Here is a 26,237-nt window from a genome sequence, read left to right as displayed (position 1 = left end):
GCCGGCGAGGTCCCCTCTCCTACCAGAAGAGGCGATAGGCGACCTGCACCACCCGGCCGCTGAACATGTCGACCAGAAGGGCGTCGTCGCCGACCCGGATCCATTCATAGCCCGCCGGGGGGATCGGCAGGCCATAGGCCCACCAATCGAGGATTCGGTACTGCGGCGTCCACCAGCTGCGAGGCAGGGTGTCGCCATAGCTCCAGTGACGCATGTAAAAGCCCGGCGGCGGCACATAGGCCCAGCCCCAATAGCGCTGATGCCCACGCCACACCGGATCGTAGCGGCGGCGATCGTAGCTGGGCCGGGGCTGATGCCGGCGCGGATCGTCCCAGCGGCGACCGTCGCGCCATTCGCGGCGATCCTCGCCCCGCCAGTCGCGGCCGTCACGGCCGTCGCGGTCGCGGCGACCGTCCCAATCGCGGCGGCCGTCCCGATCTTGACGACCATCGCGGTCCTGGCGGCTGTCGCGCTCGCCGCCGCGGTTCCGATCCCCGCCGTCCCGGTCCCCGCGGCGGCCGCCCTCGCCCTGCCAGCGGCGGCCGTCGCGGCCATCCCAATCGTTGGCCTGGGGAGCCGCCGGCGCGGACTGGGCCCGGGGAGCCTCCGGGGCGCGGGGCGCCTCGCGGGCCGGCCGGGCGGCGTCCGGATCGTTGCGCCAGCTCCGGCGAACCTGGGGATTGTAGTCCCGCGCCTCCTGGGCGGCCGCCACGCCGGTGGAGGCCAGGAGAGCCAGGGCCAGAACCCCTGAGAAGATCTTTCGCATGTGTTTTCTCGACGCCGCGCGAGGCGGCCTGACGCACCCTCGGCCGGCAGGGTCCGCCCGCCTGGCTGAACCGTGCTTGAACGAAAGCCCAAGCATCACGACATTGGCCCATCTTTGGAGAGGCCGATGACCGTCATCCCGAACGACGTCCTGAACTACTGGCGCGCCGCCGGGCCCCAGAAGTGGTTCGCCAAGGACCCCGCCTTCGACGAGGCCTTGCGCCTGCGGTTCGAGCCGGTGCACCACGCCGCCGCGCGCGGCGACCATGACGACTGGGCGCAGACCCCCGAAGGGGCGCTCGCCCTTCTGCTGCTGCTCGATCAGATTCCCCGCAACCTGTTCCGCGGCTCGGCCCACGCCTTCGCCACCGACCCCAAGGCGCGCGCCATCGCCCGGGCGGCGGTGGCGGCGGGCCACGACCGCAAACTGGAGCCGGAGCTGCGGCCGTTCTTCTACCTGCCCTTCGAACACTCCGAGGACCTGGCCGACCAGGACGAAGCGATCGCCCTGTTCACCGCCCTGCGCGAGGAGGCCGGCGACGCCGAGAGCCTGAAATGGGCCGAGCTGCACCGCGACATCATCGTGCGGTTCGGCCGCTTCCCGCACCGAAATCCCTGCCTCGGGCGCGTGACCACGCCGAACGAGCAGGCCTTCCTGGACGAAGGCGGCTTCGCCGGCTGACGCCGCCTTCAGTTGCCGGAGCTGCGGTTGACGTTATGGTTGCGCTGCATCTCGGCGAAGCCCTCGCGGGACTCCTCCTGCCTGCGCTTGAAGTCCTCTTCCGTCAGGCAGACCCGCTTTCCCACGCGCGAGCCGGTGGGCGTCTCCACGTTGCAGATCATCTTCGCCTTCCTCTGGCCGGGCTTCAGAGCTTCGTCCGCCGGCGGCGCGGCCTCAGCGGTTCCGGTAGCGAGAGCGGCCAGGGCCGCGAGCAACAGGCTCATTGGGACCTCTCCAAGCAGAGCCGCAGCCTGCGCAATTCCTGGCTCTTTCGCAACTGTGGATGAGCCGATTCGCGCAATCGCCTTCGGCGGCGAATCGGCGCCGAATCAGACCGCTGGAAGGAGCCGCCGCCGATGACCGTGCACGTCCCCATCGCCGTCCAGGCCGATCATCCCGAGCAGCAGTATCTCGGCCTGCTGGCCGACATCCTGAACAACGGCGTCCAGCGCGGCGATCGCACGGGGGTCGGAACGCTGGGCGTCTTCGGCCGGCAGATGCGCTTCGACCTCTCTCAGGGCTTTCCCCTGCTCACCACCAAGAAGCTGCACAGGAAGTCGATCATCCTGGAGCTGCTGTGGTTCCTGCGCGGCGACACCAATGTCCGGTGGCTCCAGGAGCGGGGCGTGAGCATCTGGGACGAGTGGGCCGACGCTGCGGGCGAGCTTGGCCCCGTCTACGGCAAGCAGTGGCGCTCCTGGACCGCGCCGGACGGCCGGGTGATCGACCAGATCGCAGGCGTGGTCGAGAGCCTGAAGACCATGCCGCACTCGCGCCGGCATATCGTCTCGGCCTGGAACCCGGCCGACGTGGACGACATGGCCCTGCCGCCTTGCCATTGCCTGTTCCAGTTCTTCGTGGCCGACGGAAGGCTCTCCTGCCAGCTCTACCAGCGCTCGGCGGACGTATTCCTGGGCGTGCCGTTCAATATCGCTTCCTACGCCCTGCTGACCCTGATGATGGCCAAGGTCACGGGCCTGGAACCCGGCGAGTTCGTGCACACCCTGGGCGATGCGCACCTCTATCTGAACCACCTCGACCAGGCGCGCGAGCAGCTGTCCCGGGAGCCCTACCCCTTCCCCATCATGGAAATCGCCGACAAGCGCGACCTCTTCGCCTTCGAGTACGAGGACTTCAAGCTGCGCGGCTACAAGGCCCACGAGAAGATCGAGGCGCCGATCGCGGTGTGAGCTTGAGATATTAATGGAGGCCAATATGGCTGAGCGCGAAGTACAGAAAGGGGTACCAGTCTCCTCGTTGGTGCCAAGAGCACCAAATCCCGGTGCCGGACCACCAACCTCGGTGCCGAGCGCACCTGCTCCACCGCCGAGTCCCCCAGCTCCAAAAAAGTGAAAGAACTCTTGGTCCAAGGGCCTTCAGCGCAAGTCGCGCTTGCGATTAGCGTCGTTGGCTTGGTGGTGTCTGGGTTCAGTGCCTATTTTGCCGCGACTCAAAGCAAGCATGCGAGCCGCTCAACGGCCATGGCTATCACTCAAAGCTTTCTTTCGGAGACGAGGGAGCTTTGGAGCGAATGTTCGTCAGTAACCAAGCAAGATCCTGTCGATTACAGTCGATTCAGAACATGCGTGGAGCACGTTCTCGCTCAATTCGAATTTGCCTGCGCTTTGCTATGCGAAGATTTCATTTCTGGAAAACTATATAATTTGATAGACGACGCGATTGTTGACTATGTAGATTTGATGGCCGAAAGTGGATATATCCCAACTGTCAAGGCAATGACGGTACAGGCCCACGTCTGTGAAAATCTGAAAGACTTTTGTGTGCAGAGGGGGCAGCGCTTCAGGAACAAAGCAGCGGTCTTTGACATGCTAAACATCTCGCGCTGGGCAGCCTAGTGCCCCAGGTCATCCTCTCCGCCGGTCCCATCGCCCGCGCCCGCAACGGCGTCATCGGCAAGGGCGGGACCCTGCCCTGGCGGCTGAAGACCGACCTCGCCAACTTCCGCGCCGTCACCATGGGAAAGCCGGTGATCATGGGCCGCAAGACGTGGGAGAGCCTGCCCAAGAAGCCCCTGGTGGGCCGCACCAACATCGTGCTGTCGCGCGATGGGACCTTCCAGCCGAAGGGCGCCGTCGTGTGCGAGGATTTCGCCGAGGCGGTGCAGATCGGCCGCGAACAGGCGGCCGACGACGGGCGCGACGAGGTCTGCGTGATCGGCGGCGCCTCGCTCTTCGAACTGGCCCTGCAGCGGGCGCAGCGGATCTACCTCACCGAGGTGGAGGCCGAGGTGGAGGGCGACGTCCTCCTCGCCCCCTTCGACGAGAGCCGCTGGAAAGAGGTGCGCCGTCAGGCCTATGCGTCGGGCGAGGGCGACGAGTATCCCTTCACGATCCGGGTGCTGGAGCGGGCTTGAGCGCGCCTTTGCGCTTGCCGACGCTGGGGAAGCTTCGTCCATAGTCCCTTCCGACAAGGGAGAACCGCATGGACATGGAACTGATCGCCGAAGGCTTCGAGTTTCCCGAAGGCCCCATCGCGCTCGCCGACGGCTCGGTGATCCTGACCGAAATCAAGGGCCAGAGGCTGACCCGCATCCATCCCGGCGGCCGGCGCGAGACGGTGGTGGAGACCGGCGGGGGGCCGAACGGCGCGGCCCTCGGCCCGGACGGGGCCATCTACATCACCAACAACGGCGGCTCGTTCCAGTGGCTGGACAACGCCGGCATGACCATCCCGGGCCCGACGCCGCCCAGCCACAAGGGCGGGATGATCCAGAAGTACGACCCGAAGACCGGCGTGCTCTCCACGCTCTACGACTCCTGCGAGGGCAAGCGGCTGGTCGGGCCCAACGACCTGGTGTTCGACCGTCACGGCGGCTTCTGGTTCACCGACCACGGCTGCTCAACGCCGGAGGGGCGAAAGTTCGGCGCGCTCTATTACGCCAAGGCCGACGGCAGCCATATCGCCCGCCAGCGCGACCACCTGATCTCGCCCAACGGCGTCGGCCTGTCGCCGGACGAGGACGTGGTCTATGTGGCCGACACCCAACTCGGCCGGCTGTGGGCCTTCGACGTGGCGGAGCCTGGCGTGCTGAAGCCGCCGGAGAGCTTCGCGCCGGGCCGGGTGGTGGCCAACCTGCCCGGCTATCAGCTGCTGGACAGCCTGGCGGTGGAGGCCTCCGGCAAGGTCTGCGTGGCCACCATCATCAACGGGGGGATCACGGTCTTCGACCCCGAAGGCGCGACCGAGCACCACCCCTTCCCCGACCTGATCGTCACCAACATCTGCTTCGGCGGCGCCGACATGCGCGAGGCCTGGGTGACCTGCTCGGCCACCGGCAAGCTCTTCAAGGCCAGATGGCCCCGGCCGGGGCTGAAGCTGAACTACAACGGGTGAGGTGGCGTCAAAGCCCCCTTACCCCGCTGCGTCGGGAGCTCTCCCAAACGGGGGAGCATCTGACGCCTAGTAGAGCGTCGCCATGGCCGAGCGTTCGAAGCTCTTCAGCTCGCTGGTGCGGCCGTCGCGGACCTTGAGCACCCATTCGGGGTCCTGCAGCAGGGCGCGGCCGACGCCGACGAGGTCGAACTCGCCGCGCTCGAGGCGCTCCAGCAGGCCGTCCAGGGAGGCCGGCTGCGAGCCCTCGCCCGCGAATGCGGCGATGAACTCGCCCGAGAGGCCCACCGAGCCCACGGTGATGGTCGGAACACCGGTCAGCTTCTTGGCCCAGCCGGCGAAGTTGAGATCCGAGCCTTCGAACTCCGGCTCCCAGAACCGGCGCTGGGAGCAGTGCAGGATATCGGCGCCGGCGTCCACGAGGGTCCCGAGCCAGGCCTCGAGCTCCTTGGGGTTGGCGGCCAGCTTCACCGCATAGTCCTGCTGCTTCCACTGGCTGATGCGGATGATCACCGGATAGTCGGGCCCCACGGCGTTGCGCACCGCGCGCAGGATGTCGGCGGCGAACCGGGCGCGGCCGGGGAGGTCCTTCCCGCCATAGGCGTCCTCCCGGACATTGGTGCCGTCCCAGAAGAACTGGTCGATCAGATAGCCGTGGGCGCCGTGCAGCTCGATGGCGTCGAACCCCAGCGCCTTGGCGGCCGCGGCGGCCTCGGCGAAGGCGCGGATGGCGTCGGCCACCTCCTCCTCGGTCATGCCCTCGCCGAACTTCTTGTCCGGGCGCGAGAGGCCCGACGGGCTGTCATAGGGGCCCGGCGGAGTCCATTCCGGGTCGCGAGTGCGCACAGCGCCCACGTGCCAGAGCTGGGGCGCCATGACGCCGCCAGCGGCGTGGACATCGTCGATCACCCGCTTCCAGGCCGCCAGCTCCTTCTCGCCATGGAAGCGCGGCACGTTCTTGTCATTGAGCGAAGCGGGGCGATCCACGCCGGTGCCTTCGGAGACGATCAGGCCCACATCGGCCTCGGCTCTACGCCGGTAATAGGCCGCCACCTCCTCCGTCGCCACGCCGCCCGGCGAGAAGGACCGGGTCATGGGCGCCATGACGATGCGGTTCTTCAGCCTTAAACCCTTGAACTCAAACGGTTGGAAGAGCGGGTTGGCGGTCATAGGGACTCCAAATTCAAACAGCTGTTCGCAGGCAACATGGCACAGGCCTGACCGCCGAGCAGCGCAGAATTTCTTTATCCGGCATGGGCTTTTCCAAACGGCCCGGCGGCGCCACACTGAAGTTGAACAGTGCGTCACCTTTCAAGACGCCGACCAGAGGAGGACGCGCCATGAGCGACGGCGCCATCGACCTGAAGTCCGAAGCCCGGGCCAAGGCCTATTCCATGCCGATCGAGGAGATCAATCCGGCCGATCCGGAGCTCTTCCGCACCGACACCCTGTGGCCGTACTTCGAGCGCCTGCGAAAGGAAGCTCCTGTCCACTGGGCCGAGTCTGGCGAAGAGCAGGTGGGCGGCTATTGGTCGGTCACCAAGTTCAACGACATTATGGCCGTGGACACCGACCACGAGTCTTTCTCCTCCGAACCCACCATCGTGCTGCCCGACCCGGAAGAGGATTTCACCCTTCCGATGTTCATCGCCATGGATCCGCCCAAGCACGACGTGCAGCGCAAGACGGTCAGCCCGATCGTCGCAGGGCCGAACCTCGCGCGGCTGGAGCCGATCATCCGCGAGCGGGCGGGCAAGATCCTCGACGACCTGCCGATCGGCGAGGAGTTCGACTGGGTCGACAAGGTCTCCATCGAACTCACGACCATGACGCTGGCGACCCTGTTCGACTTCCCCTGGGAGGACCGCCGCAAGCTGACCCGCTGGTCGGACGTGGCCACGGCCGGGCCTGAATCCGGCCTCTTCAGCTCCACCGATCCCGAGGTCGCCGAGCAGGAGCGGAGGATGGAGCTCTTCGAGTGCGTCGACTATTTCACGCGTCTCTGGAACGAGCGGGTGAACGCAGAGCCCAAGCCCGACCTGATCTCCATGCTGGCCCACGGGGAATCCACGCGGAACATGGACCGCATGGAGTACCTGGGGAACCTGATCCTGCTGATCGTCGGCGGCAACGACACCACCCGCAACACCATCTCCGGCTCGGTCCTGGCGCTGAACCAGAACCCTGACCAGTACGCCAAGCTGAAGGCGGATCATTCCCTGATCCCTTCCATGGTCTCGGAGACCATCCGCTGGCAGACGCCGCTGGCCTATATGCGGCGCACGGCCACGCGCGACGTGGAGATGGGCGGCAAGACCATCAAGGCCGGCGACAAGGTGGCCATGTGGTACGTCTCGGGCAACCGCGACGAAGAGGTCATCGAGCGGCCCAACGACTACTGGATCGAACGGCCGCGGGTGCGCCAGCACCTCTCCTTCGGCTTCGGCATCCACCGCTGCGTCGGCAACCGGCTCGCCGAGCTGCAGCTGAAGATCATCTGGGAGGAGATCCTGGCCCGGTTCCCGAACCTGCAGGTCACGGGCGAGCCGCGGCGGGTCTATTCCTCCTTCGTGAAGGGGTACGAGTATCTGCCGGTGGTGATCCCCACCCGCAACTGAGGCGATCGGGCGGGCGGCCTTCGCGGCCGCCTTGCCAACTACGAACATATGGGGAACACTGCGGCCATGCCGCAGGATCTCCAGGAAGCCTTTCAGCCCGAGCTCTGGCAGGCCGCACCGGCTCGGAGCCGCCGCGCCGCCAAGCCCAAGGCCGAGAAAGCGCCGCACTATACGGGCCATCGCGAACGGCTGCGCGAGCGGGCCGCCCAGAGCCTGCCGGCCCTTCCCGACTATGAGCTCCTGGAACTACAGCTTTTCCGTTCGATCCCCCGCGGCGATGTGAAGCCCCTGGCCAAGGCGCTGATCGCCCGCTTCGGATCCCTACCCGCCGTGCTGGCGGCCTCGATCCCGGAGCTGAAGAGCGTGCCGGGCGTGGGCGAGGCCGTAGCGCTCGACCTGAAGCTCCTGCAGGAGACGGCGCTGCGCCTGTCGCGCGCCGGCGTGGAGCGGCGCACGGTGATCACCTCGTGGAGCCAGTTGCTCGACTATGTGAAGCTCGCCCTCGCGCACGAGCCGCGGGAGCAGTTTCGGGTGCTCTTCCTCGACAAGAAGAACCAGCTGATCGCCGACGAGGTGATGGGCCACGGCACCGTGGATCATGCTCCGGTCTATCCCCGGGAGGTCGCCCGCCGCGCCCTGGAGCTCTCCGCCAGCGCATTGATCTTGGTGCACAATCACCCCTCCGGCGATCCGACGCCCTCCTCCGCCGATGTGGCCATGACGCGGGAGATCGTCGAGGCGGCCCGCGCCCTGCGCCTCACCGTGCACGACCATCTGGTGGTGGGCCGCGACGGCGTGGCCAGCTTCAAGGCGCTCGGGCTGTTCTGAGGCGTTAATCGGACGTCCGAGCCCCGCTCGGCGGTAAGCAGCCTCCCCCGATTCACGAGCCTGGTTGACATCGGTGCACTTCCGATAAACACTTAAGTAAATGATACAGTATCAGCCCGCCCCACTCGACCTCGCCTTCCAGGCCCTGTCCGATCCCGGACGCCGGGCCATGGTGGAGCGCCTGAGCTTCGGCCCCGCCTCGGTCAGCGAACTGGCCAAGCCTCTGCCCATGACGCTTTCGGCGGTGGTCCAGCACCTGAAGGTCCTGGAGGAGGCGGGGCTGGTGAAGAGCCAGAAGGTGGGCCGCGTGCGCACCTGCACCCTGGATGTCGGGGCTATGACCCGAGTCGAGCGCTGGATCGCCGAACGCAAGCGGTTCTGGGAGCAGCAGTACGACCAGCTCGAGGCCTATCTGGCCCAAACCGCCCCGAACGAGACCGCCCCGAACGAGACCGCGCCTAACCCGCCCAAGGAGAACGACCGATGACTATCACCAACGCCATGTTCACCATCGAGCGGGTGCTGAACGCCTCGCCTGCGCGGGTCTTTGCAGCCTATGCGAGCCTGGAGGCCAAGGGCGCCTGGTTCAAGGCGCCGTCCGAGGTCGAGACCCTGAACCGCGATTTCGACTTCCGCGTGGGCGGCAAGGAGCGGTTCCACGCCCGTTGGCCCGACGGCAAGGTCACCGACTTCCAGGCCGTCTATCACGACATCGCAGAGAACGAGCGGATCATCCTCGTCTACGACATGTTCCACAACGGCGAGAAGCTGTCGGTCTCCCTGCTGACCCTGGAGCTGCGCGCGGAAGGCGAGAAGACCCGTCTGATCCACACCGAGCAGGGCTCCTACCTCACCGGCGGCGTCGAGGCCGTGAAGGGCCGCGAGCACGGCACGGCCTGGCACATCGACAACCTTGCCGCCCTGCTCGAAGGCCGCGAAGCCGAGGCTTTCGCATGAGCCTCGAACTCTTCGCCCACCCCTTCTCGTCCTACTGCCAGAAGGCGCTGATCGCCTTCTACGAGAACGACGTCGCCTTCACCTACCGCATGCTGGAGGAGCCCGGCGTCGGCGAGGAGCTCGCCGCCCTCTGGCCCATGAAGCGCTTCCCGATCCTGCGTGAGGACGGGCGTGTGGTGCTGGAGGCCACCACGATCATCGAATACCTCCAGATCCGTCATCCCGGGCCGGTGAAGCTGATCCCCGACGACCCAGACCTCGCCCTCGAGGCGCGGATGATGGACCGTGTCTTCGACAACTATGTCATGACGCCCCAGGGCAAGTTCGTGTTCGACGCCCTGCGCGAGCCCGACAACCGCGATCCCTATGGCGTCGAGGAGGCGCGCAGGATGCTGGACACCAGCTACGCTTGGCTCGACCAGCGCCTGCAGGGCCGCACCTGGGCGGCGGGCGAGACCTTCACGCTCGCCGACTGCGCCGCCGCCCCCTCGCTGTTCTACGCCGACTGGACGCACAAGATCCCCGAGCAGTACGGCCATCTCCTAGCCTACCGCACGCGGCTGCTGCAGCGGCCGTCCTTCGCCCGCGCCGTGGATGAGGCCCGGCGCTTCCGCCACTACTTCCCGCTGGGCGCGCCGGACCGGGATTGAGGCGCGCCTCGTCGGCGGGCGACGAGTACATTGGTGAAGCCAAGGCGGAAAAATATTGGCGCTGGGGTGGGCAGCAAACCTAGAGGACGCCTTCTACATCCCCCGGCTCAACCCAACCGGGTCCACAGGCACACCGTGCTCGATTGAAGCTTTCATGATCGTCAGTGCGAAGCACCAACGCGTTTCCACTTATCACGAAAGGGATCAGCTTCAGGTAGCGTCCAGGACTCTTCGTCGTGTGGCTTGGTGCTACCCGCGCCAAGAACGACGGAGCCGCGCAGACGCAAAACGAAGTCGAGGGTCATTCAGCTTGGCTATGACCTAAAGTCCTCGTCTACAATCTTGGAAGCGGCTTTGGCGAGGCTGCTCGTAATTTGACGACGAAGTTTCAGTTGAAGCTCTCAGAACCTGACGGATCGAGCGTTTTATGCGAAACTGTCAAGTTTCCGGTTCGGTTCGTGGCGCGCGCTAGTCACGTTGGCTCAGTGTCTCCTGAAGGGTCGAACTCCATCTTTGGGTTCCTGCCGGCAGGCGGTCTCCGCCCGTGCTCGAAATCGTCCGTCGCGGCCGTTCACTGGGCGGTGCGCGGTTCGCGGGATAGACCAACACAAGGAATTGGACGGCGCATTGTCTTCCGCCGCGGCGACGGTGCGTCGAACGCCCTGGATAACCGGTTCGGGCCGCTCGGTTCGCGGGAGAGCAATACTCGCGCGCAGGGGGAAACGGTTGCGAGCCGGCTGGGCAACAGCCTATGGTTAAGCTGTTCTAGGGGACTTTCATGAAGAAGTGTTGCATTGCGCTAGCGGCGCTTGGCCTTGCTGCGACGTCAGCTTCGGCGGCCTCAATCGACGTCGACAATCTGCTGGTCGGAACGCTCAGTGGTGGTGGGACCGGGTTAGGGGCGCAGTCGGTCCATGTCGCGCCAGAGGCGGTCGGTGCGAGCTACGCGTACCAGACCTGGACCGTGGGGCAGAGCGGAAGACTAGCGCAGGTGGATCTGTTTACCCTGGGGGGCTCCGGGTACTCCGACGATGGTGTTTGGTACACGGGCGGCCCGCCGTTCTCCTTCGATGTTACGCTTACGATCCTGGGCGGCGGAACGGCTTACGGCCCGGGGGACCAGGTGCTGGGCTCGATCACAAAGAGCGCTAACGACATCACGCAGCTGGGCGTGACGGCGTTCGACTTCTCAGCACAGAACATCTTCGCTACCGCCGGAACGCTGCTGACGTGGCGCATGTCGGTCGAAGCTTGCCCGACGTACTATTGCGTCCAGAGCTGGACAAACCTGAACAACTTCAGCTTGTCCGGTGGAGGAAACACAAACGGCTACGCTGGCGGAAGCGCCTTCTGGGAGGACGATGGCGTGATCTACGACTTCGGCCACATCGATTTGAACTTCCGGACCTGGATGACGGCCGTACCCGAGCCCGCCACCTGGGGCCTCCTGATCGTGGGCTTCATGGCCGTCGGAGGGGCGCTTCGCCATAGGCGTTTGGCGCTGGCCTAAAGCCCTGCGTCGTGCGCCTGCCCAAGGGCTGCTTTCTCGCCGGACGTATTTCCCGCAATAGACGAGAACGGTGTTTGGTCCACGCCGGTGAGCAGACGCTCACCTTTCATGGTCACCGCGGGCGACATCTCTGGAAAGTTCTTCCGAAGCTTAGCCGCTTCAGGTTCAACTTAGGCTCGAGCCTCCAGGGGGCTTGACTGAGGACGAGGCCGCGCCGCCTACCGCCGCTCGTTCCAGCCGTAGGCGACCCAGTGGTGGCCGCCCAGGTGGCGGGCTTCGATGACGCCATCTTCGCGCACCGAGGAGGCGCGCGCGCGTGCGCGCTTGGCGCGCAGGGCGAGGCCCGCCAGGCCCAGCAGCACCGAGGCCATGACCGCGATCACCACCACGGTCGCCGCGAAGAACACCGCCAGCACCGCGCCGATCGCCACCGCGGCCGCCGTCGCGAGCGCGCCGCCCACCATCGACAGGCTGCGCAGGGCCGAACCGTGCTTCTGGGCGAATTCCCGGACCATGGGTTTCCTCGAAAGCGCCGTCTTCTGACGGCTTCTGGAACGAAAATGTCGTGCGGGCGATCCCGCGCGTCAACTCAAAGCGAGGCCATCACGACAATGTGGCGCACTTATGCCGCCCCCGCGAGCGCCATCGCCCGTCGCTCGCGCATCACCGCATCGAAGGCCGCGTTGATGGCCGCGGCCTTGGCCTCGGCCACCTCGATGAACTCCGACGGCAGGCCGCGCGCCCGGGCGCGGTCCGGATGAGCTTCGGAGAGCGCGGCCTTCCAGGCGGCGCGCACAGCCTCGTCGGAGGCGTCGTGGGCGACGCCGAGCACCGCATAGGGATCGTCCTGCGCCACGCCCAGATGGGTGGCCTTCAGCCGCCGGAAGACGAGCGGCGAGAATCCGAAAAGCTCGGCGACCCGCTCCAGATAGGCCAGTTCGTCGGCCGAGACCGCGCCGTCCGAGGCGGCGATATGGAAGAGGCCGTCCAGCACGTCCTCCAGCAAGGTGGGGCAGTGAGCGTAGCGCTTGGCGAGCTGGCGCGCATAGCTTTCGTAGCCCCGCGTGGTCTGACGGGCGAGGTCGTAGAGCCGGTGGATGTTCCGCTCCGAGGCGGCATCGGGCTGGAAGACCTGGGCGAAGGTGTCGAACTCGCCCACGCTAGCGCGGCCGTCCGCCTTGGCGAGCTTGGCGCCCAGCGCCGTCACCGCCGTGGAGAAGGCCGGATCCTCCCCCGGACGCACGTCGGGGCAGTCGCATTCGCATGCGTCGGGCCGCCGAACCGCCAGACCTGCAATTTTGCGCCAGAAGCTCATGGGAGTAAGCGAAAGCCTTAAGGGTCCAGCCGGGTCCTGACAATCCGCATCTGGCCATCGGAAGGTTAAGGTTTGGACAGGAACTGGAGCTTCTGGATCGACCGCGGCGGGACCTTCACCGACGTGATCGGCCTATCGACGGACGGCGAACGGATCTCGCTGAAGCTCCCCTCCGCCTCTCCGGCCTATGAGGACGCAGCCGTAGAAGCCATGCGGCGCATCCTGGGTGCGGAGCTGGGCGCCCCCTTCCCCGCCAGCCGCGTGCAGGCGATCAAGATGGGCACCACGGTGGCCACCAATGCCCTTCTGGAGCGGCGCGGCGCGCCGACCCTTCTGGTCACCACCGAGGGCTTCGCCGACGCGCTCGTCATCGGCGATCAGGCTCGCCCCGACCTCTTCGCCCTGGAGATCGCCCGGCCGGAGCCTCTCTATACGCAGGTGGTGGAAGCGCGCGAGCGCCTGGCCGCCGACGGCGCGGTGGTCGCTCCGCTGGACGCGGTGGCGTTATCCGCCGCGCTTTCCAAGGCGCGGGCGGCCGGCTGCACCTCGGTCGCCATCGCCTTCCTGCACGCCGACCTCAATCCCGTCCACGAACTGGCCGCCGGGGAGCTGGCCCGCGCCGCAGGCTTTGAATTCGTGGCCCTGAGCCACCAGGTCTCGCCCCTGCCCCGCTTCATCCCCCGCGCCGAAACCACCGTGGCGGACGCCTATCTGACGCCGGTCCTGCAGGCCTATGTCGCCCGGGTGGAGGCCGCCGTGGCCGGGGCGCCGCTCTACTTCATGACCTCGGCCGGCGGGCTGGTGAAGGCCCAGGCGTTCCGCGGCCGCGACGCCGTGGTGTCGGGGCCGGCCGGGGGCGTGGTCGGCGTGGCGCGCACCGCCCAGGCCGCGGGCGAGCCCCAGGCGCTGGGCTTCGACATGGGCGGCACCTCCACCGACGTCTGCCGCTATGCGGGCGTGCTGGAGCGGCGGGATTCCGCGCGCGTGGCCGGGGTGAAGCTGCGCAGCCCGATGCTGGACGTGGAGACGGTGGCCGCCGGCGGCGGCTCGATCCTCTTCTTCGACGGCCTGCGGGCCCGGGTGGGGCCGCATAGCGCCGGCGCCGATCCCGGCCCCGCCGCCTATGGCCGCGGGGGACCCGCGACGGTGACCGACGCCAATCTGGTGCTTGGCCGGCTCGATCCGCGGTTCTTCCCGAAGGTGTTCGGGCCGCGGGGCGACGCGCCGCTCGATGTCGCCGCCGCCCGGCGGGCGCTTGCCGACCTGGCCGAGGCGATGGGTGCGCAAAGCCCGGAAACGGCCGCCGAGGGCTTCGTCGCCATCGCGGTGGAGCAGATGGCCCGGGCCACCGAGCGCATCTCCACCGAGCGCGGTTTCGACCCCCGCGACCACGCCCTGACCGCCTTCGGGGGCGCTGCGGGCCAGGTGGCCTGCGAGGTGGCCGAGGCGCTGGGGGTCTCCCGCGTGCTCTGTCCCCGCTACGCCAGCGTGCTCTCGGCCTACGGCATCGGCCAGGCCGAGATTTCGGCCCTTCGCCAGGCGGGGCTGGAGGCGCGATTGGACGAAACCGGTCTCGCCAGCGCCGAGGCGTTGCTCGAAGCCGTCGAAGCCGCTGCTCAGGAAGGGCTGGCCGAACAGGGGGCCGAGGCCGCCGCCGTCCGCCGGACCCTGCGCCTGCGCTATGAGGGCGCCGACGCCGAACTGCCCGTCCCGCCCGGTCCGCTCGCCGAAGTGAAGGCGGCCTTCGAAGCCGCCCACCGCCGCCTGTTCGGGTTCGTGGAGCCGGCCGTTCCGATCGTCATCGGTTCGGTGGAGGCGGAGGCCGTGAGCACCACCGCCCACCCCGGCGAAGGTCGGGGCCCAGACGTCGCCGCCGAAGTGGACGCGAAGACCGCAGGCGCACAGCCCTACGATCTGGATCCTGGCCTTCGCCGGGATGAGCGGGTTCGCATCTTCTTCCGCGGCGGGTTTCACGAGACCCCAGTCATAGCCGCCGAGGACCTGAGGGAGATCGCCGGCCCGGCGCTTATCGTCCGCCCCGACACCCAGATCGCCCTCTCGCCGGGCTGGACGGCCCGGGCCGCGGAGGACGGGCTGATCGTGCTCGCCCGCGACGGCGCGGCGAAGGCCCAGGCGCTCGACCTCTCCAAGCCCGATCCCGTGACCCTGGAACTCTTCAACAAGCGCTTCATGGGCGTGGCCGAGGCGATGGGCGCGGCCCTGGAGCGCACGGCGCACTCGGTGAACATCAAGGAGCGGCTGGACTTCTCCTGCGCCCTCTTCGACGCCGACGGCGGCCTCGTGGCCAACGCCCCGCACATGCCCGTGCACCTGGGCTCCATGGGCGCCAGTGTGCGGGCCGTGCGCGACCGGCACGCGAACCTCGCGCCCGGCGACGCCTTCGCGCTGAACAACCCATATGCCGGCGGCACGCACCTGCCGGACATCACCGTGGTCATGCCGGTGTTCATGGGCCACGATGACGCCACCGCGGCCTTTTATGTCGCCGCGCGCGGGCACCATGCCGATGTCGGCGGGATCCAGCCCGGCTCCATGCCGCCGTTCTCGCGCACGCTGGACGAGGAAGGCGTGCTGTTCGACGCCTTGCCGATCATGCGTCGAGGCATGTTCCTGGAAGCGGAGGTGCGCGGGGCCCTGGCCTCCGGCCCCTGGCCCGCCCGGGCGCCGGAGCGCAACCTTGCCGACCTGAAGGCCCAGATCGCGGCGTGCCAGGCTGGAGCCGAGGCGGTGCGGACCATGATCGAGACCCATGGCGCCCAGGCCGTCGCCGCCTACATGGCCTTCGTCCAGCAGAACGCCGCCGCGGCCGTGCGCCGCGCCATCGGCCGGCTTTCCGACGGGGAGGCCCGCGTTCCGATGGATGGCGGCGGGGAGATCGTGGTGCGCACGACGGTCGACGCCGCCGCGGGTGAGGCGACGCTCGACTTCACCGCCTCCTCCGGACAGCTGCCGTCGAACTTCAACGCGCCTTCGGCCATCGTCGACGCCGCGGCGCTTTACGTTTTCAGGACCCTGGTGGACGATGACATTCCGCTGAACGCCGGCTGCCTGGAGCCGCTCAAGATCCTCACCCGGCCGGGGTCGATGCTTGCGCCGAGGCCGCCCGCCGCGGTGGTGGCGGGCAATGTGGAGACCAGCCAGCACGTGGTCGACGCGCTCTATGCGGCGCTGGGCGTGTTGGCCAACGCCCAGGGCACGATGAACAACTTCACCTTCGGCGACGAGGCCCGCCAGTACTACGAAACCCTCTGCGGCGGCGCGGGCGCGACGGCGAAGCAGTCGGGGACCTCCGCGGTCCACACCCACATGACCAATTCCCGCCTGACCGACCCGGAAATCCTGGAGCGGCGTTTTCCGGTGCGCGTGGAGCGCTTCGCCATCCGCCGCGGCTCCGGCGGCGCGGGCGCACAGGCCGGCGGCGACGGCGCAGTGCGGCGAATCCGCTTCCTCGCGCCCTTGCAGGCCGCTCTGCTGTCCACCCGTCGCGAGCATGCGCCCCAGGGGTTGGCGGGCGGCTCGCCCGGCCTGCCCGGCCGTCAGCGTTTGCTCGCACGCGACGGCGAGTCTAAGGATTTGCCCGGCTGCTTCTCGATCGAGGCGCAGCCCGGCGACGCCATCGAGATCGAGACCCCGGGGGGCGGGGGGTTCGGCCCGGCGGCGTCCTGATCTGCCTATCGCGACCCCAGTCGACCAAGAGGTTCCATGTCCGCCCTGCTGATCGCTCTCGCCCTCCTCGCCCAGGACGCGCCCGCCGCCGAAGCCGTGCAGGACGCCCCGGCCGCCGTCGACGAGACGCCCTTCCCCACCGGCGCGCCGCGGGACGACTACGGCCTGGTGTCCTGGTGCTACGGCGCGCTCGCGGGCTATCTCGACCTGAAGCCGCAGGTGATGCCGGAGGTCCGCCGCATCGAGGCCGCCTTCCGCGCCCCCGGCCGGACGCTGGCTCAGGATCTGAAGATCTATGACGACATCGAGAAGGAAGGCCGCGCCAACCTGAAGCTCTTCGCCCGCGCCATCGAAGCGGCGGAGAAGGCCTCGCCCCGTCCCATCGCTCCGATCGGCGCCGAGGCCCTGCGCAAGGGCCGCAACACCTGGTCGGCGGCTCCGAACCTCCCGAAGGCGCGGCTGGCCCAGGAATGGATGAGCTGGACCCTGCCGGCGCGCTGCGCGCCGACGGCGGAGTCGCTGGAGACCCGCGCCAAGCTGCTGGGCGTCGCATTCGACCCGCTCGCCGAAAGCCCCGACTCGGCGACGCCGGAGAGCTGAGCCGACGGCCGGCGACGGCCTCTCTCCATACCAAACCCTATAAAAGATGGATTTTTCGGCGCGCTGTGGCGTTCGCGCGACAGCCGAACACGCGCCGCGATATTGACGAACGGGTCAAAATTCAAACGACTGTTCGCAAAGGATTATTCCGGTATATCTATGTTATTTACCTTACATTTTGGCGACATGTTCAAAAATAATCGCGGCCACGGCGGGCGCTATAAAGCCCCTTGCGATCAACTTTTGACAGCCGAGTGATAAACATCAATCGGTTTGTTCTTGTTTTCTTGTCTCAATCCTCCCCTCTTGGCGGCGCGGCCGATCCAATTTGATCGGTAACGTCGTTATATTCATTAAGGGGAAACGCATGAAGCATACCGGATATCTGGCCGGCGCCTCCTCCCTGGCGCTCCTCGCCGCCGTCGGCCTCGGCGCTCCGGCATACGCTCAAGAAGATGTGGCGGAAGTCGCGGAAGTCATCGTCACCGGCTCTTTCATCGCCGGCACGCCCGAAGACGCCGCCCTGCCGGTCAACGTCATCGGCGCCGACGAGATGCAGAAGCAGGGCACGCCCTCGACCGTCGACCTCATCAAGTCGATCCCGGCGGTGTCCGGCGCGGTCGGCGAAACCAATCAGTACGGCGCCGGCCAGACCACCGGCGCGGGCAATATCAACCTGCGCGGCCTGGGCGCCGAGCGGACCCTGGTGCTGATGAACGGCCGCCGCATGGCGATCGCGCCGGGCACCATTTATGTGGACACCAACCTGATCCCCACGGCCGCCATCGGCCGCATCGAAGTCCTGAAGGACGGGGCGGCCGCCACCTACGGGTCCGACGCCATCGGCGGGGTGGTGAACTTTATCACCCGCACGAACCTGCGCGGGCTGGAAGCCTCGGCCAACTATTCGCACATCCCGGGCTCCGACGGCGAATACAGCCTGAACCTGGCCTACGGCTTCGTCGGCGACCGCGGCGACTTGCTGCTGACCGCCGGCTGGCGCCACCGCTCCAACCTGCCGACGGTCGAGCGCGACTTCGCCGTGCGCGAGTTCGCCGACAACCCGCAGGGCGGCTGGTCCACCTTCGGCAATCCAGGCACCTATCTGCTCAGCGGCAACGGCGGCGTGACCTTCACCTCGCCGTTTGTCGATCCAGGCTGCGGCGCCATTTCCGGCCCGCTCAGCGCCACCGGCTGCCAGTTCCAGTACATCGGCTTCAACAACCTGATCGAGAACGAGGATCACTGGCAGATCTTCGGCCAGGTCAATTTCGACCTGACGGAGAAGACCAAGTTCCACGCCGAGGTGCTGTTCGCCGGCCATGAGGTGAACGACGAAGCCTCCTCGCCGGCCTATCCGCCGAACAACTTCCCGTCCTCCGCCCTCACCGGAAAGATCCAGGGCAACGGCTTCTTCATCCCGGCGCAGAACCCCGGCCTTCAGGCCCTCCTCGCCTCCGGCCTGATGACACCGGCCCAGGCGGCCGCCGCAGGCAGCGGCGTCTTCACTTCCGTCGCCTGGCGTCCGCTCGGCGCCGGCGGCAACCCGCTGTTCGGCGGCAAGGGCAAGAAGGACAAGCGCCGGTTCGACGCCTATCGCGTGTCGGCGGGGCTGAAGGGCGAATTCGACTTCGGTGGCGGCATCGGCTGGGACGCGGCCGTCACCTACATGGACAACACCAGCGACATCGCCACGCCCGACGTGCTGGTCGGCCGCCTGCAGCGCGCCCTCACGGGCTTTGGCGGCTTCAACTGCACCGGCACGGTCGCCGGCCAGAACGGCTGTCTGTGGTTCAACCCGTTCTCGACGGGCGTGGCCGCCAACGCCGTCGACGGCCGCACCAACCCGAACTACGTCGCCTCCACGGCCAATTCGCTCGAGGTGTTGGACTACATCTTCGACGAGTACGCCTACGAGATTCGCTCGCAGATGTTCTCGGCCGACCTGGTCTTCAACGGCCGGCTGCCGATCGACTTCGGCGCGGGCGAGTTCGCCTGGGCGGCGGGGACCCAGTACCGCTGGAGCGGCATCGAGCGGCAGAACAACGACTTCACCAACATCGCCGTCAGCCCCTGCCCGGACTCCTCGGTCAACCCGGCGGCGACCTGCGTGGCGCGGAACGGACCCTTCACCTTCTTCGGCGCCTTGCCCGACTATGACCTCGACTACTCCGTCGTGGCTCTGTTCGGCGAACTGCAGGCCCCGCTGACCGAGAACCTCACCGCCACGCTCGCCGTGCGGCATGAGGACTACGGCGGCAATATCGGGGCGACCACCAACCCGAAGGTGGCCCTGAAGTGGACGGTCACCGACTGGCTCGCCTTCCGCGCCTCGGCGGGCTCAACCTTCCGCGCCCCGCCCCAGACCCAGATCGCGCCCAGCGCCACCACCAACCTGGCCTACACCACGCTGGCGGCCGGTTATCGGGCCTACGACCTGTGGGGCAACCCGAACCTGAAGCCGGAGAAGGCCGACACCTTCAACCTCGGCGCGCTGTTCGACTTCGGCGACTTCCGGGCCTCGCTCGACTACTGGCGCTTCAACTTCAAGGGCCCGATCGACAACGAGGCCGGGTCGGACATCCTGAACGCCCTGTTCCCGAACGGGGCGGCGGGGGCCAACAACTGCGCCAACTCGGCTTACGCCGCCCTGCTGGCGCGGGTGACCTTCACCGGCGCCTGCTCGGCCTCGACGATCAACCGGGTGCGCATCAACTATGTGAACGGCCCGGACATCCAGACCAGCGGCCTGGACTTCTCGGCCAGCTACCGCGCCCGCGACGTGGCCGGCGGGTCGATGAACTTCGGCTTGGACCTGACCTACGTCCTCGAGTTCGTGGTCGACGAGACGCGGATCGAGGGCATCGTGGTGGCGCCCGAGACCGACTACACCGGCACGATGGACTATCTGGGCTACGGCTCCCAGCCGCAGTGGAAGGCCACGGCCTTCGCCGAATACGCCCGGGACATCCATAACCTGCGGTGGACCGTCCGCTATGTCGACAACATGATCGACACCCGCGGCGGGACCTCGACCTTTGCAACCAACCAGCGCGGCCGCAAGATCGACGCCTTCATCACCCACGACCTGGCCTATCGCGTGTTCCTGCCCTGGGACACCACGGTGACGGCCTCGGTGATCAACGTGCTGGACACCGATCCGCCGTTCGCGCGGCTGGACCTCAGCTACGACCCGTTCACCGCCAATCCGCTTGGCCGCTACTACAAGCTGGGCGTGACCAAGAGATTCTAGAGGTCCTCCCCCTCTAGCGGACTTCGGGCGGCTTCTCCGGAAGCCGCCCTTCTTTTTTGGTCATGCGGCGGCGCGGCGATGCATCTGGCAGGCGTCCCAGTAGGGCTCGCCCCCGAACCGCTCCACCAGGAGATCGGTCAGGGCGCGGACCTTGCGCGGAGCCGGCTCCCGCGGCGGCGGCCGCACGACATAGAGCCCCGCTTCCGACAGATTGTATTCGCCGAGCACCCCGACCAGGCGGCCCTGCTCGATCTCCGGGCCGGCGAGGAAGGTGGGCAGATAGGCGATCCCCAGCCCGGCCACGGCGGCCTCCACCAGCGCCTGGCCATTGTCGGCCCGGAAGCGTGCGTTCGGCCGCACGGTGACGATCTTGCCGTCCTTCTGCAGGCGCCAGGCATCGCCGCTTTGGGCGACCGCATCGCGCCGGGCGAGATCGGCCAGATCCGACGGCGCCCCATGCTTTTCGAGATAGCCGGGGCTGGCGAACAGGCCGCCATAGATCGGAGCGATCTTTCGGGCGATCAGGCTGGAATCCTCCAGGACGGACAGCCTCACCGCCAGGTCGTAGCGCTCGCCCACCAGGTCGACTTTGCGGTCGGAATAGCTGGTCTCGACGGTGAGTTTTGGATGCGCCGCCGCGAATTCCGCCAGCAGCGGCGCCAGGTGCAGGAGGCCGAAGGACAGCGGCGCAGCCACCCGGAGCGAGCCGGTCAACGCCTCGCCGTCCTGCCCCACCGCCTCGCGCGCCGCCTCCAGCTCGGCGAGAACCCGCTGGGCATGGACCTGGAAGGCCAGCCCCGCCTCGGTCGCGGTCACCCCGCGGGTGGTGCGCGAGAGGAGCCGGGCGCCAAGTTCGGCCTCCAGCCGCGCCACCCGGCGGCTGACCATGGACTTCGACAGCCCCAGCCGCCGCCCGGCGGCGCCGAACCCTCCGTCCTCCACCACCGCAACGAAGGCTCTCAAGTCGTCAAGCTCGAACATATACGTTCCTGTCCGCGCAACAATCTGGTGCAGATATAGGGGCTACTGTTGCGGATTGGGAGCCACCAACTTCCAGGGCGTCGAACAATTCCACGCCCTGGAGGGGCCCATGTCCAACGTCCTCGTCCTTCATTCCAGCGCTGGCGGCGCGACCTCCGTCACCCGCCTTCTGACCGCCGATGCGATCACGGAAATTCGTCGCCGGGACCCGGCCGCCCGCATCGTCGAGCGTGACTTGGCCGCCGATCCGCCGCCGCACCTGTCGCCCGAAGGCATGGCCGGCGTGCGCACGCCCAACGCCACGACCCCTGCCGAGATCGCCGCCCGCGACCTTTCCGACGCGCTGATCGCCGAGCTGCGCGACGCCGACACCATCGTCATCGGCGCGCCCATGTATAATTTCGGGCTGCCTTCCACCCTGAAGGCCTGGTTCGACCACGTCCTGCGGGCCGGCGTCACCTTCCGCTACTCCGAGGCTGGCCCCGAAGGCCTGCTGAAGGGCAAGAAGGTGATCGTGATCGAGGCCAGAGGCGGCCTCTACAGCGAGGGGCCGGCCCAGGCCATCGACTTCCAGGAACCCTATCTGCGCCAGCTCCTGGGCTTCATCGGCCTCACCGACGTCACTTTCGTCCGCGCCGAGAAGATCGGCTTCGGGCCCGACGCGCGCGAAGCCGCCATCGCCGGCGCCCGCGCGGAACTCTCCCAGCTCGCCCTGCCGCTCGCGGCGTGAGGGCGAAGCCCCTCCGGCGATCCGCACACACCCCGCCGGAGGGGCGGCTCGCCTAGAGCGCCCGCCGCAGGAACACGCGCGAACTCTCATCCAGCCCCCGCGCCAGATGCGCCTCACGAATGGCCAACAAGCCAGGCGTCAAGGCCGCCTCGGCGATGTCCACGAACCCCAGGCGCCGGTAGTAGGGCGCGTTCCAGGGCACATCCTTGAAGGTCGAGAGCGTCAAGGTCGTCCAGCCGCGCTGACGCCCCTCGTCCGCCACGGCGTCGATCAGGGCCGCCCCGATCCGTCGCCCGGCATGGGCGGGCAGGACATCGATCTGCTCGATATAGCCGCAGGCCTCGACCTCGCGGAACATGACGAAGGCCACCGGCGCTCCGGTTTCGCTGGCGACAAGCAGGCCGCCTTCGCCGACCCGGCGCGCCAGGGTTTCGGCGTCGGTCGGTTCGTCATCGGCCAGCGCCACACGGTCGGTCCCGACGAACCGCTGGGCCGAGGCGCGCTCGATCTCGCGCACGAGTTCGATTTCGGAAATGTGGGCCGGCCGCAGGGCCAGGCCGTCGAAGCAGGTCATGTAAGTCTTCCGGACAACGGATAAATCCTTCGGCGGAGATCGCCTCCGCCGGTGTTCGAGCTTTCGCGGGATGTCCCGTCTCAGCCTCTCAAGGATCGTCCGCTCCGGTTGCACGAGCCTCGCCCGCGTCTTGCTGCAGCCACGGTAGCGCCCTGGCCCGTGGATGCAAGGCTGGCGCCCGAAGCCCGAAAGGCGCACATCTAAGGGCCACGCCCCGGAGCGCCGACGTGCAAGCCCCTCACCTGATCTATTTCGCCGACCCGATGTGCTCATGGTGCTACGGCTTCTCGCCGGTGATCGCTGCGATCCGGCGCGAGTTCGGCCGCAGCCTGCCGATCCGCCTGGTCATGGGCGGCCTGCGGCCCGGCACGGAAGAGCCGATGACCCCCAAGGCCAAGGCCGAGATCGCCGGGCACTGGACCCATGTGACCGAGGCCACCGGCCTGCCCTTCGATCCGGCCGTTCTGGAGCCCGAGGGCTTCGTCTACGACACCGATCCGGCCGCCCGGGCCGTGGTCTGGATGCGCCAGCAGGACTCCGAGAAGGCCCTCGCCCTGCTGGCGCGCCTGCACCAGGCGTTTTACGCGCAGGCCCAGGACGTCACCGATCCGCAGGTGCTGGCCGGCCTGATCGCCGATGCGGGCGAAGACGGCGCGGCCTTCCTCGCGGCGCTCGACAGCGAAGCGCTGAAGCACGAGACTTGGGGCGACTACGGGGTTTCCCAGAGGGCCGGCGTCACCGGCTTTCCCACCCTGGTCGGCGGGCCCGGCCCTGATGGGACCTACGGCGTGGTCACACGCGGCTACCAGCCGGCCGAGGTCGTTCTGCCCACCTTGCGCGCCTGGCTCGGCGCCGCGCCGGCCGAGGCCTGAAGCCCGCCGTGCAAGCCTTCGACGTGGTGGTGATCGGCGCGGGCGCGGCCGGCATGATGTGCGCCATCGAGGCGGGCAAGCGCGGCCGCTCGGTCCTCGTTCTCGACCACGCCAAGGCGCCGGGCGAGAAGATCCGCATCTCCGGCGGCGGCCGCTGCAACTTCACCAACCTGCATTGCGCGCCGAACGCCTTCCTCTCGGCTAATCCGCACTTCGCCAAGTCGGCGCTCGCCCGCTACACCCAGCACGACTTTATCGCCCTGGTGGATCGACATCGGATCGCCTGGCACGAAAAGACCCTGGGTCAGCTCTTCTGCGACGGCTCGGCCCGCCAGATCGTCGACATGCTTCTCACGGAGATGGCGGCCGCCGGGGTGGAGCTTCGGCTGGGGCTCTCCGTCTCGGAGCTGGACAAGGCCGAAACCGGCTTTCGCCTGCGGCTTTCCGACGGTGCGGCGCTGACCTGCACCTCCCTGGTGGTCGCCACCGGCGGCAAGTCCATCCCGAAGATGGGCGCGACGGGCTTCGCCTATGACGTGGCGCGGCGCTTCGGGGTGCCGGTGGTCGAGACCCGAGCCGCGCTCGTGCCTCTGACCTTCGAGACAGGTCTGCTGGAGCGCCTGAAGCCCCTGGCCGGCGTGGCGGTGGAGAGCGCAGTCGTCGCCTGCGGCAAGACCCGCTTCGCTGAGGCGATCCTCTTCACCCACCGCGGGATCTCCGGGCCGGCGGTGCTGCAAATCTCCTCCTACTGGCGCGAGGGCGAAGAGATCTGCATTTCGATGGCGCCAGGCGTCGACGTCTCGGCGCTGCTGAAGGACGCCCGGCGAACCCGCCCGCGCCAGGCGCCGGCGACGGTGATGGCGGACCATCTGCCCCGCCGCCTCGCCCAGCATCTGGCCGACGCGGGGGGCGCCAGCGGCAACGTCGCCGATCTTTCCGACAAGGCGATCGCCCGCCTAGACGCCGCCGCCAACGCCTGGCGAGTGAAGCCGGTGGGCTCCGAAGGTTATCGCACCGCCGAGGTCACGCTGGGCGGCGTCGACACCCGCGCCCTCGATTCCCGCAGCTTTCAGGCGCGGGAGGTCCCGGGTCTGCACTTCGTCGGCGAAGCCGTCGATGTCACCGGCTGGCTGGGCGGCTATAATTTCCAGTGGGCCTGGTCCTCCGGCTGGTGCGCGGGACAGGCCGTCGCGTAGGGAGAGCTCATGGACCTGCTGGTCAATATCGACGTGCCAAATCTGCCCCGCGCCGAAGCCTTCTACACCGAGGCCCTGGGCCTGACCGTCACGCGGCGGTTCGGAGCCGGCGGCGCGGAGTTGTCGGGCCTGCCCGTCCGGCTCTACCTGCTGGAGAAGGCCGAGGGGACGATGGGCGCGGGGGAGTCCCCGCGCACCTACGCCCGCCACTGGACGCCGGTGCACCTGGACGTGGTGGTCGACGACCTGGAGGCGGCGCTGGCCCGCGCGCTCGCCGCCGGTGCGACCGTCGACGTTCCGACCCGTACCGACGTCTGGGGCAAGATCGTCGTCCTGGCCGATCCCTTCGGCCACGGCTTCTGCCTGATCCAGTTCCTCAACCGCGGCTACGATGAGATTGCGCCGCGGCTCTGAACCGGCTGGTGATCCAACGGTTGTTAAGCTTTCTGTCGCAGAAAGCTAACGAGCGGAGTCCGTCCCATGCCCATGCCGATCGCCGACTTGGAAGCCCATCTTCGCGAGGCGTTCCCGGACGCCGAGATTCAGATCGAGGATCTGGCGGGCGACGGCGACCACTACCGGGCGCGGATCGTCTCGCCCGCCTTCAAGGGCCTGCCGCGGGTGCGCCAGCACCAGCTGGTCTACGGCGCGCTCAAGGGCAAGATGGGCGGCGAGCTGCACGCGCTCGCCCTCGAGACCTCAGCCCCGGCCTAGAGGCGAGCAGACTATGCGCTACCGGCCCTTCGGCGCATCCGGCAAGGCGGTCTCGGCCGTCAGCCTGGTGTTGCGCGAGGCGCCGAACATGACCACGCCGAGCGCGTGGCGAGCCCTCGCCTTCACCGCCATGGAGAACGGAGTCAACGCCTTCGAGATCGCCGCCGGCGCGGACGTGGCGGCGCTCGGGGTCGGCGAGGCCCTGCGCGCAGTGGAGCGGCGGCTGATCTTCCTGGGCTGGCGGCTACGTGGCGATCCGAAGGGCACCTTAAGCGCCCAGGCCATCGGCCTCAGCATCCGCGACGGCCTGCGCAAGACCGGCGCGGGCTATTTCGACGTGCTGATGATGGACGAGACGGCCTACGAGACCCTGGCCCCCGGCGCGCTGGACTATCTGATGGAGCTTCGGGGCTCCGGGGTCTGCCTGCAACTCGGCGTGGCGGGCGATGGGGCCGCAGCCGACGCTTCGATCAGCTCAGGCTCCTTCGACGTGCTGGCCACGCCTTTCAGCCTGATCTCCGACTGGCAGGCGCGGCGGCGGATCCGCGAGGCCTCGGCGCGCAACATGACCATGATCGGCTACGATTCCTGCCCCGCCGCCCTGGCGCACGCGCCGGTCAGCCAGCCCTCGGCGCGGCGCGGCCTGTTCACCCGCCCCGACCCTATGGCCGGCGTCGGCACCTACGCCTTCCTGCAGGAGACTCCCGGCTGGTCGGCCGAGGAGCTGTGCCTGGCCTACGCCCTGACCGAACCCGCCTTCGCCACCATGCAGGTGGAGGCGTTCCGGACCGAGGCGGTGGAGCGGGTCGCCGCCGTCTGCGACCGAGACCTGCCGGCCGGGGTGTCGGCCCAGATCGAGATGGCTCGCTTCGCCGCGGCGGAGACCGAAGAGCGCCGGCGGGCCTGAGGGCGCTC

Annotated in this window: 27 protein-coding genes; 20 read left to right on the top strand and 7 right to left on the bottom strand. The window is 68.0% G+C overall.

Annotated features, from left to right (window positions below):
• Positions 1-19 precede the first annotated feature (19 nt).
• On the bottom strand, positions 20-766 hold the full coding sequence (locus ACK41C_RS18955) for an RcnB family protein (protein WP_409657702.1): 747 nt from the start codon (positions 764-766) through the stop codon (positions 20-22).
• 126 nt (positions 767-892) lie between these two features.
• Between ACK41C_RS18955 and ACK41C_RS18950 the strand changes: the two genes are divergently transcribed.
• Complete coding sequence (locus ACK41C_RS18950; protein ID WP_409657699.1) at positions 893-1,447, top strand: DUF924 family protein; 555 nt, start codon at positions 893-895, stop codon at positions 1,445-1,447.
• A gap of 8 nt (positions 1,448-1,455) precedes the next feature.
• Here ACK41C_RS18950 and ACK41C_RS18945 read toward each other — a convergent pair whose 3' ends face one another.
• On the bottom strand, positions 1,456-1,710 hold the full coding sequence (locus ACK41C_RS18945; protein WP_409657696.1) for a hypothetical protein: 255 nt from the start codon (positions 1,708-1,710) through the stop codon (positions 1,456-1,458).
• Between the two features lie 132 nt (positions 1,711-1,842).
• Here ACK41C_RS18945 and ACK41C_RS18940 point away from each other — a divergent pair, with 132 nt between their 5' ends.
• The 4 genes from ACK41C_RS18940 to ACK41C_RS18925 all read left to right on the top strand — a co-directional run bounded on the left by ACK41C_RS18940 (position 1,843) and on the right by ACK41C_RS18925 (position 4,840).
• On the top strand, positions 1,843-2,676 hold the full coding sequence (locus ACK41C_RS18940) for a thymidylate synthase (RefSeq protein WP_409657694.1): 834 nt from the start codon (positions 1,843-1,845) through the stop codon (positions 2,674-2,676).
• Between the two features lie 159 nt (positions 2,677-2,835).
• Complete coding sequence (locus tag ACK41C_RS18935; RefSeq protein WP_409657691.1) at positions 2,836-3,342, top strand: hypothetical protein; 507 nt, start codon at positions 2,836-2,838, stop codon at positions 3,340-3,342.
• Positions 3,342-3,860: a dihydrofolate reductase gene (locus tag ACK41C_RS18930; RefSeq protein ID WP_409657688.1), complete on the top strand. Its 519-nt coding sequence runs from the start codon at positions 3,342-3,344 to the stop codon at positions 3,858-3,860. The genes ACK41C_RS18935 and ACK41C_RS18930 overlap by 1 nt, the downstream gene beginning before the upstream one ends.
• 68 nt (positions 3,861-3,928) lie before the next feature.
• The gene (locus ACK41C_RS18925; protein WP_409657685.1) at positions 3,929-4,840 is read left to right on the top strand and encodes an SMP-30/gluconolactonase/LRE family protein; all 912 of its coding nucleotides are present in this window, start codon (positions 3,929-3,931) and stop codon (positions 4,838-4,840) included.
• 66 nt (positions 4,841-4,906) lie between these two features.
• Here the strand turns inward: ACK41C_RS18925 and ACK41C_RS18920 are convergent, their stop codons facing one another.
• Positions 4,907-6,007 (bottom strand): NADH:flavin oxidoreductase, encoded by a 1,101-nt coding sequence (locus tag ACK41C_RS18920; protein ID WP_409657682.1) that lies wholly within the window; start codon positions 6,005-6,007, stop codon positions 4,907-4,909.
• A 170-nt stretch (positions 6,008-6,177) separates the two neighbouring features.
• On the opposite strand from ACK41C_RS18920, the gene ACK41C_RS18915 reads away from it, so the two are divergent.
• The 6 genes from ACK41C_RS18915 to ACK41C_RS18890 all read left to right on the top strand — a co-directional run bounded on the left by ACK41C_RS18915 (position 6,178) and on the right by ACK41C_RS18890 (position 11,400).
• Positions 6,178-7,455, top strand: a complete 1,278-nt coding sequence (locus tag ACK41C_RS18915) for a cytochrome P450 (RefSeq protein WP_409657679.1) — start codon at positions 6,178-6,180, stop codon at positions 7,453-7,455.
• A 66-nt stretch (positions 7,456-7,521) separates the two neighbouring features.
• Positions 7,522-8,283, top strand: coding sequence for a RadC family protein (gene radC / locus ACK41C_RS18910; protein ID WP_409657676.1), 762 nt, complete (start codon positions 7,522-7,524; stop codon positions 8,281-8,283).
• A 100-nt stretch (positions 8,284-8,383) separates the two neighbouring features.
• Positions 8,384-8,770, top strand: a complete 387-nt coding sequence (locus ACK41C_RS18905) for an ArsR/SmtB family transcription factor (RefSeq protein ID WP_409657673.1) — start codon at positions 8,384-8,386, stop codon at positions 8,768-8,770.
• Positions 8,767-9,240, top strand: a complete 474-nt coding sequence (locus ACK41C_RS18900) for an SRPBCC domain-containing protein (protein ID WP_409657670.1) — start codon at positions 8,767-8,769, stop codon at positions 9,238-9,240. Before ACK41C_RS18905 ends, ACK41C_RS18900 begins: the two co-directional genes overlap by 4 nt.
• A complete protein-coding gene (locus ACK41C_RS18895) occupies positions 9,237-9,890 on the top strand; it encodes a glutathione S-transferase family protein (protein WP_409657667.1) in 654 nt (217 codons plus the stop codon). The genes ACK41C_RS18900 and ACK41C_RS18895 overlap by 4 nt, the downstream gene beginning before the upstream one ends.
• A 991-nt stretch (positions 9,891-10,881) precedes the next feature.
• Complete coding sequence (locus tag ACK41C_RS18890; RefSeq protein WP_409657664.1) at positions 10,882-11,400, top strand: PEPxxWA-CTERM sorting domain-containing protein; 519 nt, start codon at positions 10,882-10,884, stop codon at positions 11,398-11,400.
• 218 nt (positions 11,401-11,618) lie between these two features.
• Here the strand turns inward: ACK41C_RS18890 and ACK41C_RS18885 are convergent, their stop codons facing one another.
• On the bottom strand, positions 11,619-11,915 hold the full coding sequence (locus ACK41C_RS18885; RefSeq protein WP_409657661.1) for a hypothetical protein: 297 nt from the start codon (positions 11,913-11,915) through the stop codon (positions 11,619-11,621).
• 107 nt (positions 11,916-12,022) lie between these two features.
• Positions 12,023-12,715: a TerB family tellurite resistance protein gene (locus tag ACK41C_RS18880; RefSeq protein ID WP_409657659.1), complete on the bottom strand. Its 693-nt coding sequence runs from the start codon at positions 12,713-12,715 to the stop codon at positions 12,023-12,025.
• Positions 12,716-12,787: 72 nt separating this feature from the next.
• Between ACK41C_RS18880 and ACK41C_RS18875 the strand changes: the two genes are divergently transcribed.
• From ACK41C_RS18875 to ACK41C_RS18865, 3 genes are all read left to right on the top strand, one after another.
• A complete protein-coding gene (locus ACK41C_RS18875; RefSeq protein ID WP_409657656.1) occupies positions 12,788-16,402 on the top strand; it encodes a hydantoinase B/oxoprolinase family protein in 3,615 nt (1,204 codons plus the stop codon).
• A 36-nt stretch (positions 16,403-16,438) separates the two neighbouring features.
• On the top strand, positions 16,439-17,002 hold the full coding sequence (locus ACK41C_RS18870) for a hypothetical protein (RefSeq protein WP_409657653.1): 564 nt from the start codon (positions 16,439-16,441) through the stop codon (positions 17,000-17,002).
• Positions 17,003-17,369: 367 nt separating this feature from the next.
• Positions 17,370-20,255, top strand: a complete 2,886-nt coding sequence (locus ACK41C_RS18865; protein WP_409657650.1) for a TonB-dependent receptor — start codon at positions 17,370-17,372, stop codon at positions 20,253-20,255.
• A 60-nt stretch (positions 20,256-20,315) separates the two neighbouring features.
• Here ACK41C_RS18865 and ACK41C_RS18860 read toward each other — a convergent pair whose 3' ends face one another.
• Positions 20,316-21,236, bottom strand: a complete 921-nt coding sequence (locus ACK41C_RS18860; protein WP_409657647.1) for a LysR substrate-binding domain-containing protein — start codon at positions 21,234-21,236, stop codon at positions 20,316-20,318.
• Between the two features lie 109 nt (positions 21,237-21,345).
• Here ACK41C_RS18860 and ACK41C_RS18855 point away from each other — a divergent pair, with 109 nt between their 5' ends.
• Entirely contained in the window at positions 21,346-21,966 is a 621-nt protein-coding gene (locus ACK41C_RS18855) for an FMN-dependent NADH-azoreductase (protein WP_409657644.1), read from the top strand.
• A 52-nt stretch (positions 21,967-22,018) separates the two neighbouring features.
• On the opposite strand, the gene ACK41C_RS18850 is transcribed toward ACK41C_RS18855, so the two are convergent.
• Entirely contained in the window at positions 22,019-22,540 is a 522-nt protein-coding gene (locus ACK41C_RS18850) for a GNAT family N-acetyltransferase (RefSeq protein ID WP_409657641.1), read from the bottom strand.
• Between the two features lie 227 nt (positions 22,541-22,767).
• Here ACK41C_RS18850 and ACK41C_RS18845 point away from each other — a divergent pair, with 227 nt between their 5' ends.
• The 5 genes from ACK41C_RS18845 to ACK41C_RS18825 all read left to right on the top strand — a co-directional run bounded on the left by ACK41C_RS18845 (position 22,768) and on the right by ACK41C_RS18825 (position 26,229).
• Positions 22,768-23,412: a DsbA family protein gene (locus tag ACK41C_RS18845; RefSeq protein ID WP_409657638.1), complete on the top strand. Its 645-nt coding sequence runs from the start codon at positions 22,768-22,770 to the stop codon at positions 23,410-23,412.
• An 8-nt stretch (positions 23,413-23,420) separates the two neighbouring features.
• Positions 23,421-24,608, top strand: coding sequence for an NAD(P)/FAD-dependent oxidoreductase (locus ACK41C_RS18840; protein WP_409657636.1), 1,188 nt, complete (start codon positions 23,421-23,423; stop codon positions 24,606-24,608).
• Between the two features lie 9 nt (positions 24,609-24,617).
• Positions 24,618-25,022, top strand: coding sequence for a VOC family protein (locus ACK41C_RS18835; protein ID WP_409657633.1), 405 nt, complete (start codon positions 24,618-24,620; stop codon positions 25,020-25,022).
• Positions 25,023-25,088: 66 nt separating this feature from the next.
• Entirely contained in the window at positions 25,089-25,322 is a 234-nt protein-coding gene (locus ACK41C_RS18830) for a BolA family protein (RefSeq protein ID WP_409657630.1), read from the top strand.
• 13 nt (positions 25,323-25,335) lie between these two features.
• On the top strand, positions 25,336-26,229 hold the full coding sequence (locus ACK41C_RS18825; RefSeq protein ID WP_409657627.1) for an aldo/keto reductase: 894 nt from the start codon (positions 25,336-25,338) through the stop codon (positions 26,227-26,229).
• Positions 26,230-26,237: the final 8 nt, after the last annotated feature.

Origin of the sequence: Phenylobacterium sp. (genome assembly GCF_046290725.1) — a bacterium.
Lineage (GTDB): Bacteria > Pseudomonadota > Alphaproteobacteria > Caulobacterales > Caulobacteraceae > Phenylobacterium.
Note: the sequence above shows the minus strand (reverse complement) of the source record. Positions and strands in the feature narration are given on the sequence as shown.

Excerpts from the sequence above, each read along its gene's own strand:
- ACK41C_RS18880 (WP_409657659.1), bottom strand. The coding sequence starts at position 12,715 with ATGAGCTTCTGGCGCAAAATTGCAGGTCTGGCGGTTCGGCGGCCCGAC.
- ACK41C_RS18900 (WP_409657670.1), top strand. The coding sequence starts at position 8,767 with ATGACTATCACCAACGCCATGTTCACCATCGAGCGGGTGCTGAACGCC.
- ACK41C_RS18905 (WP_409657673.1), top strand. The coding sequence starts at position 8,384 with ATGATACAGTATCAGCCCGCCCCACTCGACCTCGCCTTCCAGGCCCTG.
- ACK41C_RS18855 (WP_409657644.1), top strand. The coding sequence starts at position 21,346 with ATGTCCAACGTCCTCGTCCTTCATTCCAGCGCTGGCGGCGCGACCTCC.
- ACK41C_RS18940 (WP_409657694.1), top strand. The coding sequence starts at position 1,843 with ATGACCGTGCACGTCCCCATCGCCGTCCAGGCCGATCATCCCGAGCAG.
- ACK41C_RS18860 (WP_409657647.1), bottom strand. The coding sequence starts at position 21,236 with ATGTTCGAGCTTGACGACTTGAGAGCCTTCGTTGCGGTGGTGGAGGAC.
- ACK41C_RS18825 (WP_409657627.1), top strand. The coding sequence starts at position 25,336 with ATGCGCTACCGGCCCTTCGGCGCATCCGGCAAGGCGGTCTCGGCCGTC.
- ACK41C_RS18950 (WP_409657699.1), top strand. The coding sequence starts at position 893 with ATGACCGTCATCCCGAACGACGTCCTGAACTACTGGCGCGCCGCCGGG.
- ACK41C_RS18915 (WP_409657679.1), top strand. The coding sequence starts at position 6,178 with ATGAGCGACGGCGCCATCGACCTGAAGTCCGAAGCCCGGGCCAAGGCC.
- radC (WP_409657676.1), top strand. The coding sequence starts at position 7,522 with ATGCCGCAGGATCTCCAGGAAGCCTTTCAGCCCGAGCTCTGGCAGGCC.
- ACK41C_RS18865 (WP_409657650.1), top strand. The coding sequence starts at position 17,370 with ATGAAGCATACCGGATATCTGGCCGGCGCCTCCTCCCTGGCGCTCCTC.
- ACK41C_RS18920 (WP_409657682.1), bottom strand. The coding sequence starts at position 6,007 with ATGACCGCCAACCCGCTCTTCCAACCGTTTGAGTTCAAGGGTTTAAGG.
- ACK41C_RS18835 (WP_409657633.1), top strand. The coding sequence starts at position 24,618 with ATGGACCTGCTGGTCAATATCGACGTGCCAAATCTGCCCCGCGCCGAA.
- ACK41C_RS18885 (WP_409657661.1), bottom strand. The coding sequence starts at position 11,915 with ATGGTCCGGGAATTCGCCCAGAAGCACGGTTCGGCCCTGCGCAGCCTG.
- ACK41C_RS18850 (WP_409657641.1), bottom strand. The coding sequence starts at position 22,540 with ATGACCTGCTTCGACGGCCTGGCCCTGCGGCCGGCCCACATTTCCGAA.
- ACK41C_RS18895 (WP_409657667.1), top strand. The coding sequence starts at position 9,237 with ATGAGCCTCGAACTCTTCGCCCACCCCTTCTCGTCCTACTGCCAGAAG.
- ACK41C_RS18830 (WP_409657630.1), top strand. The coding sequence starts at position 25,089 with ATGCCCATGCCGATCGCCGACTTGGAAGCCCATCTTCGCGAGGCGTTC.
- ACK41C_RS18925 (WP_409657685.1), top strand. The coding sequence starts at position 3,929 with ATGGACATGGAACTGATCGCCGAAGGCTTCGAGTTTCCCGAAGGCCCC.
- ACK41C_RS18870 (WP_409657653.1), top strand. The coding sequence starts at position 16,439 with ATGTCCGCCCTGCTGATCGCTCTCGCCCTCCTCGCCCAGGACGCGCCC.
- ACK41C_RS18945 (WP_409657696.1), bottom strand. The coding sequence starts at position 1,710 with ATGAGCCTGTTGCTCGCGGCCCTGGCCGCTCTCGCTACCGGAACCGCT.
- ACK41C_RS18955 (WP_409657702.1), bottom strand. The coding sequence starts at position 766 with ATGCGAAAGATCTTCTCAGGGGTTCTGGCCCTGGCTCTCCTGGCCTCC.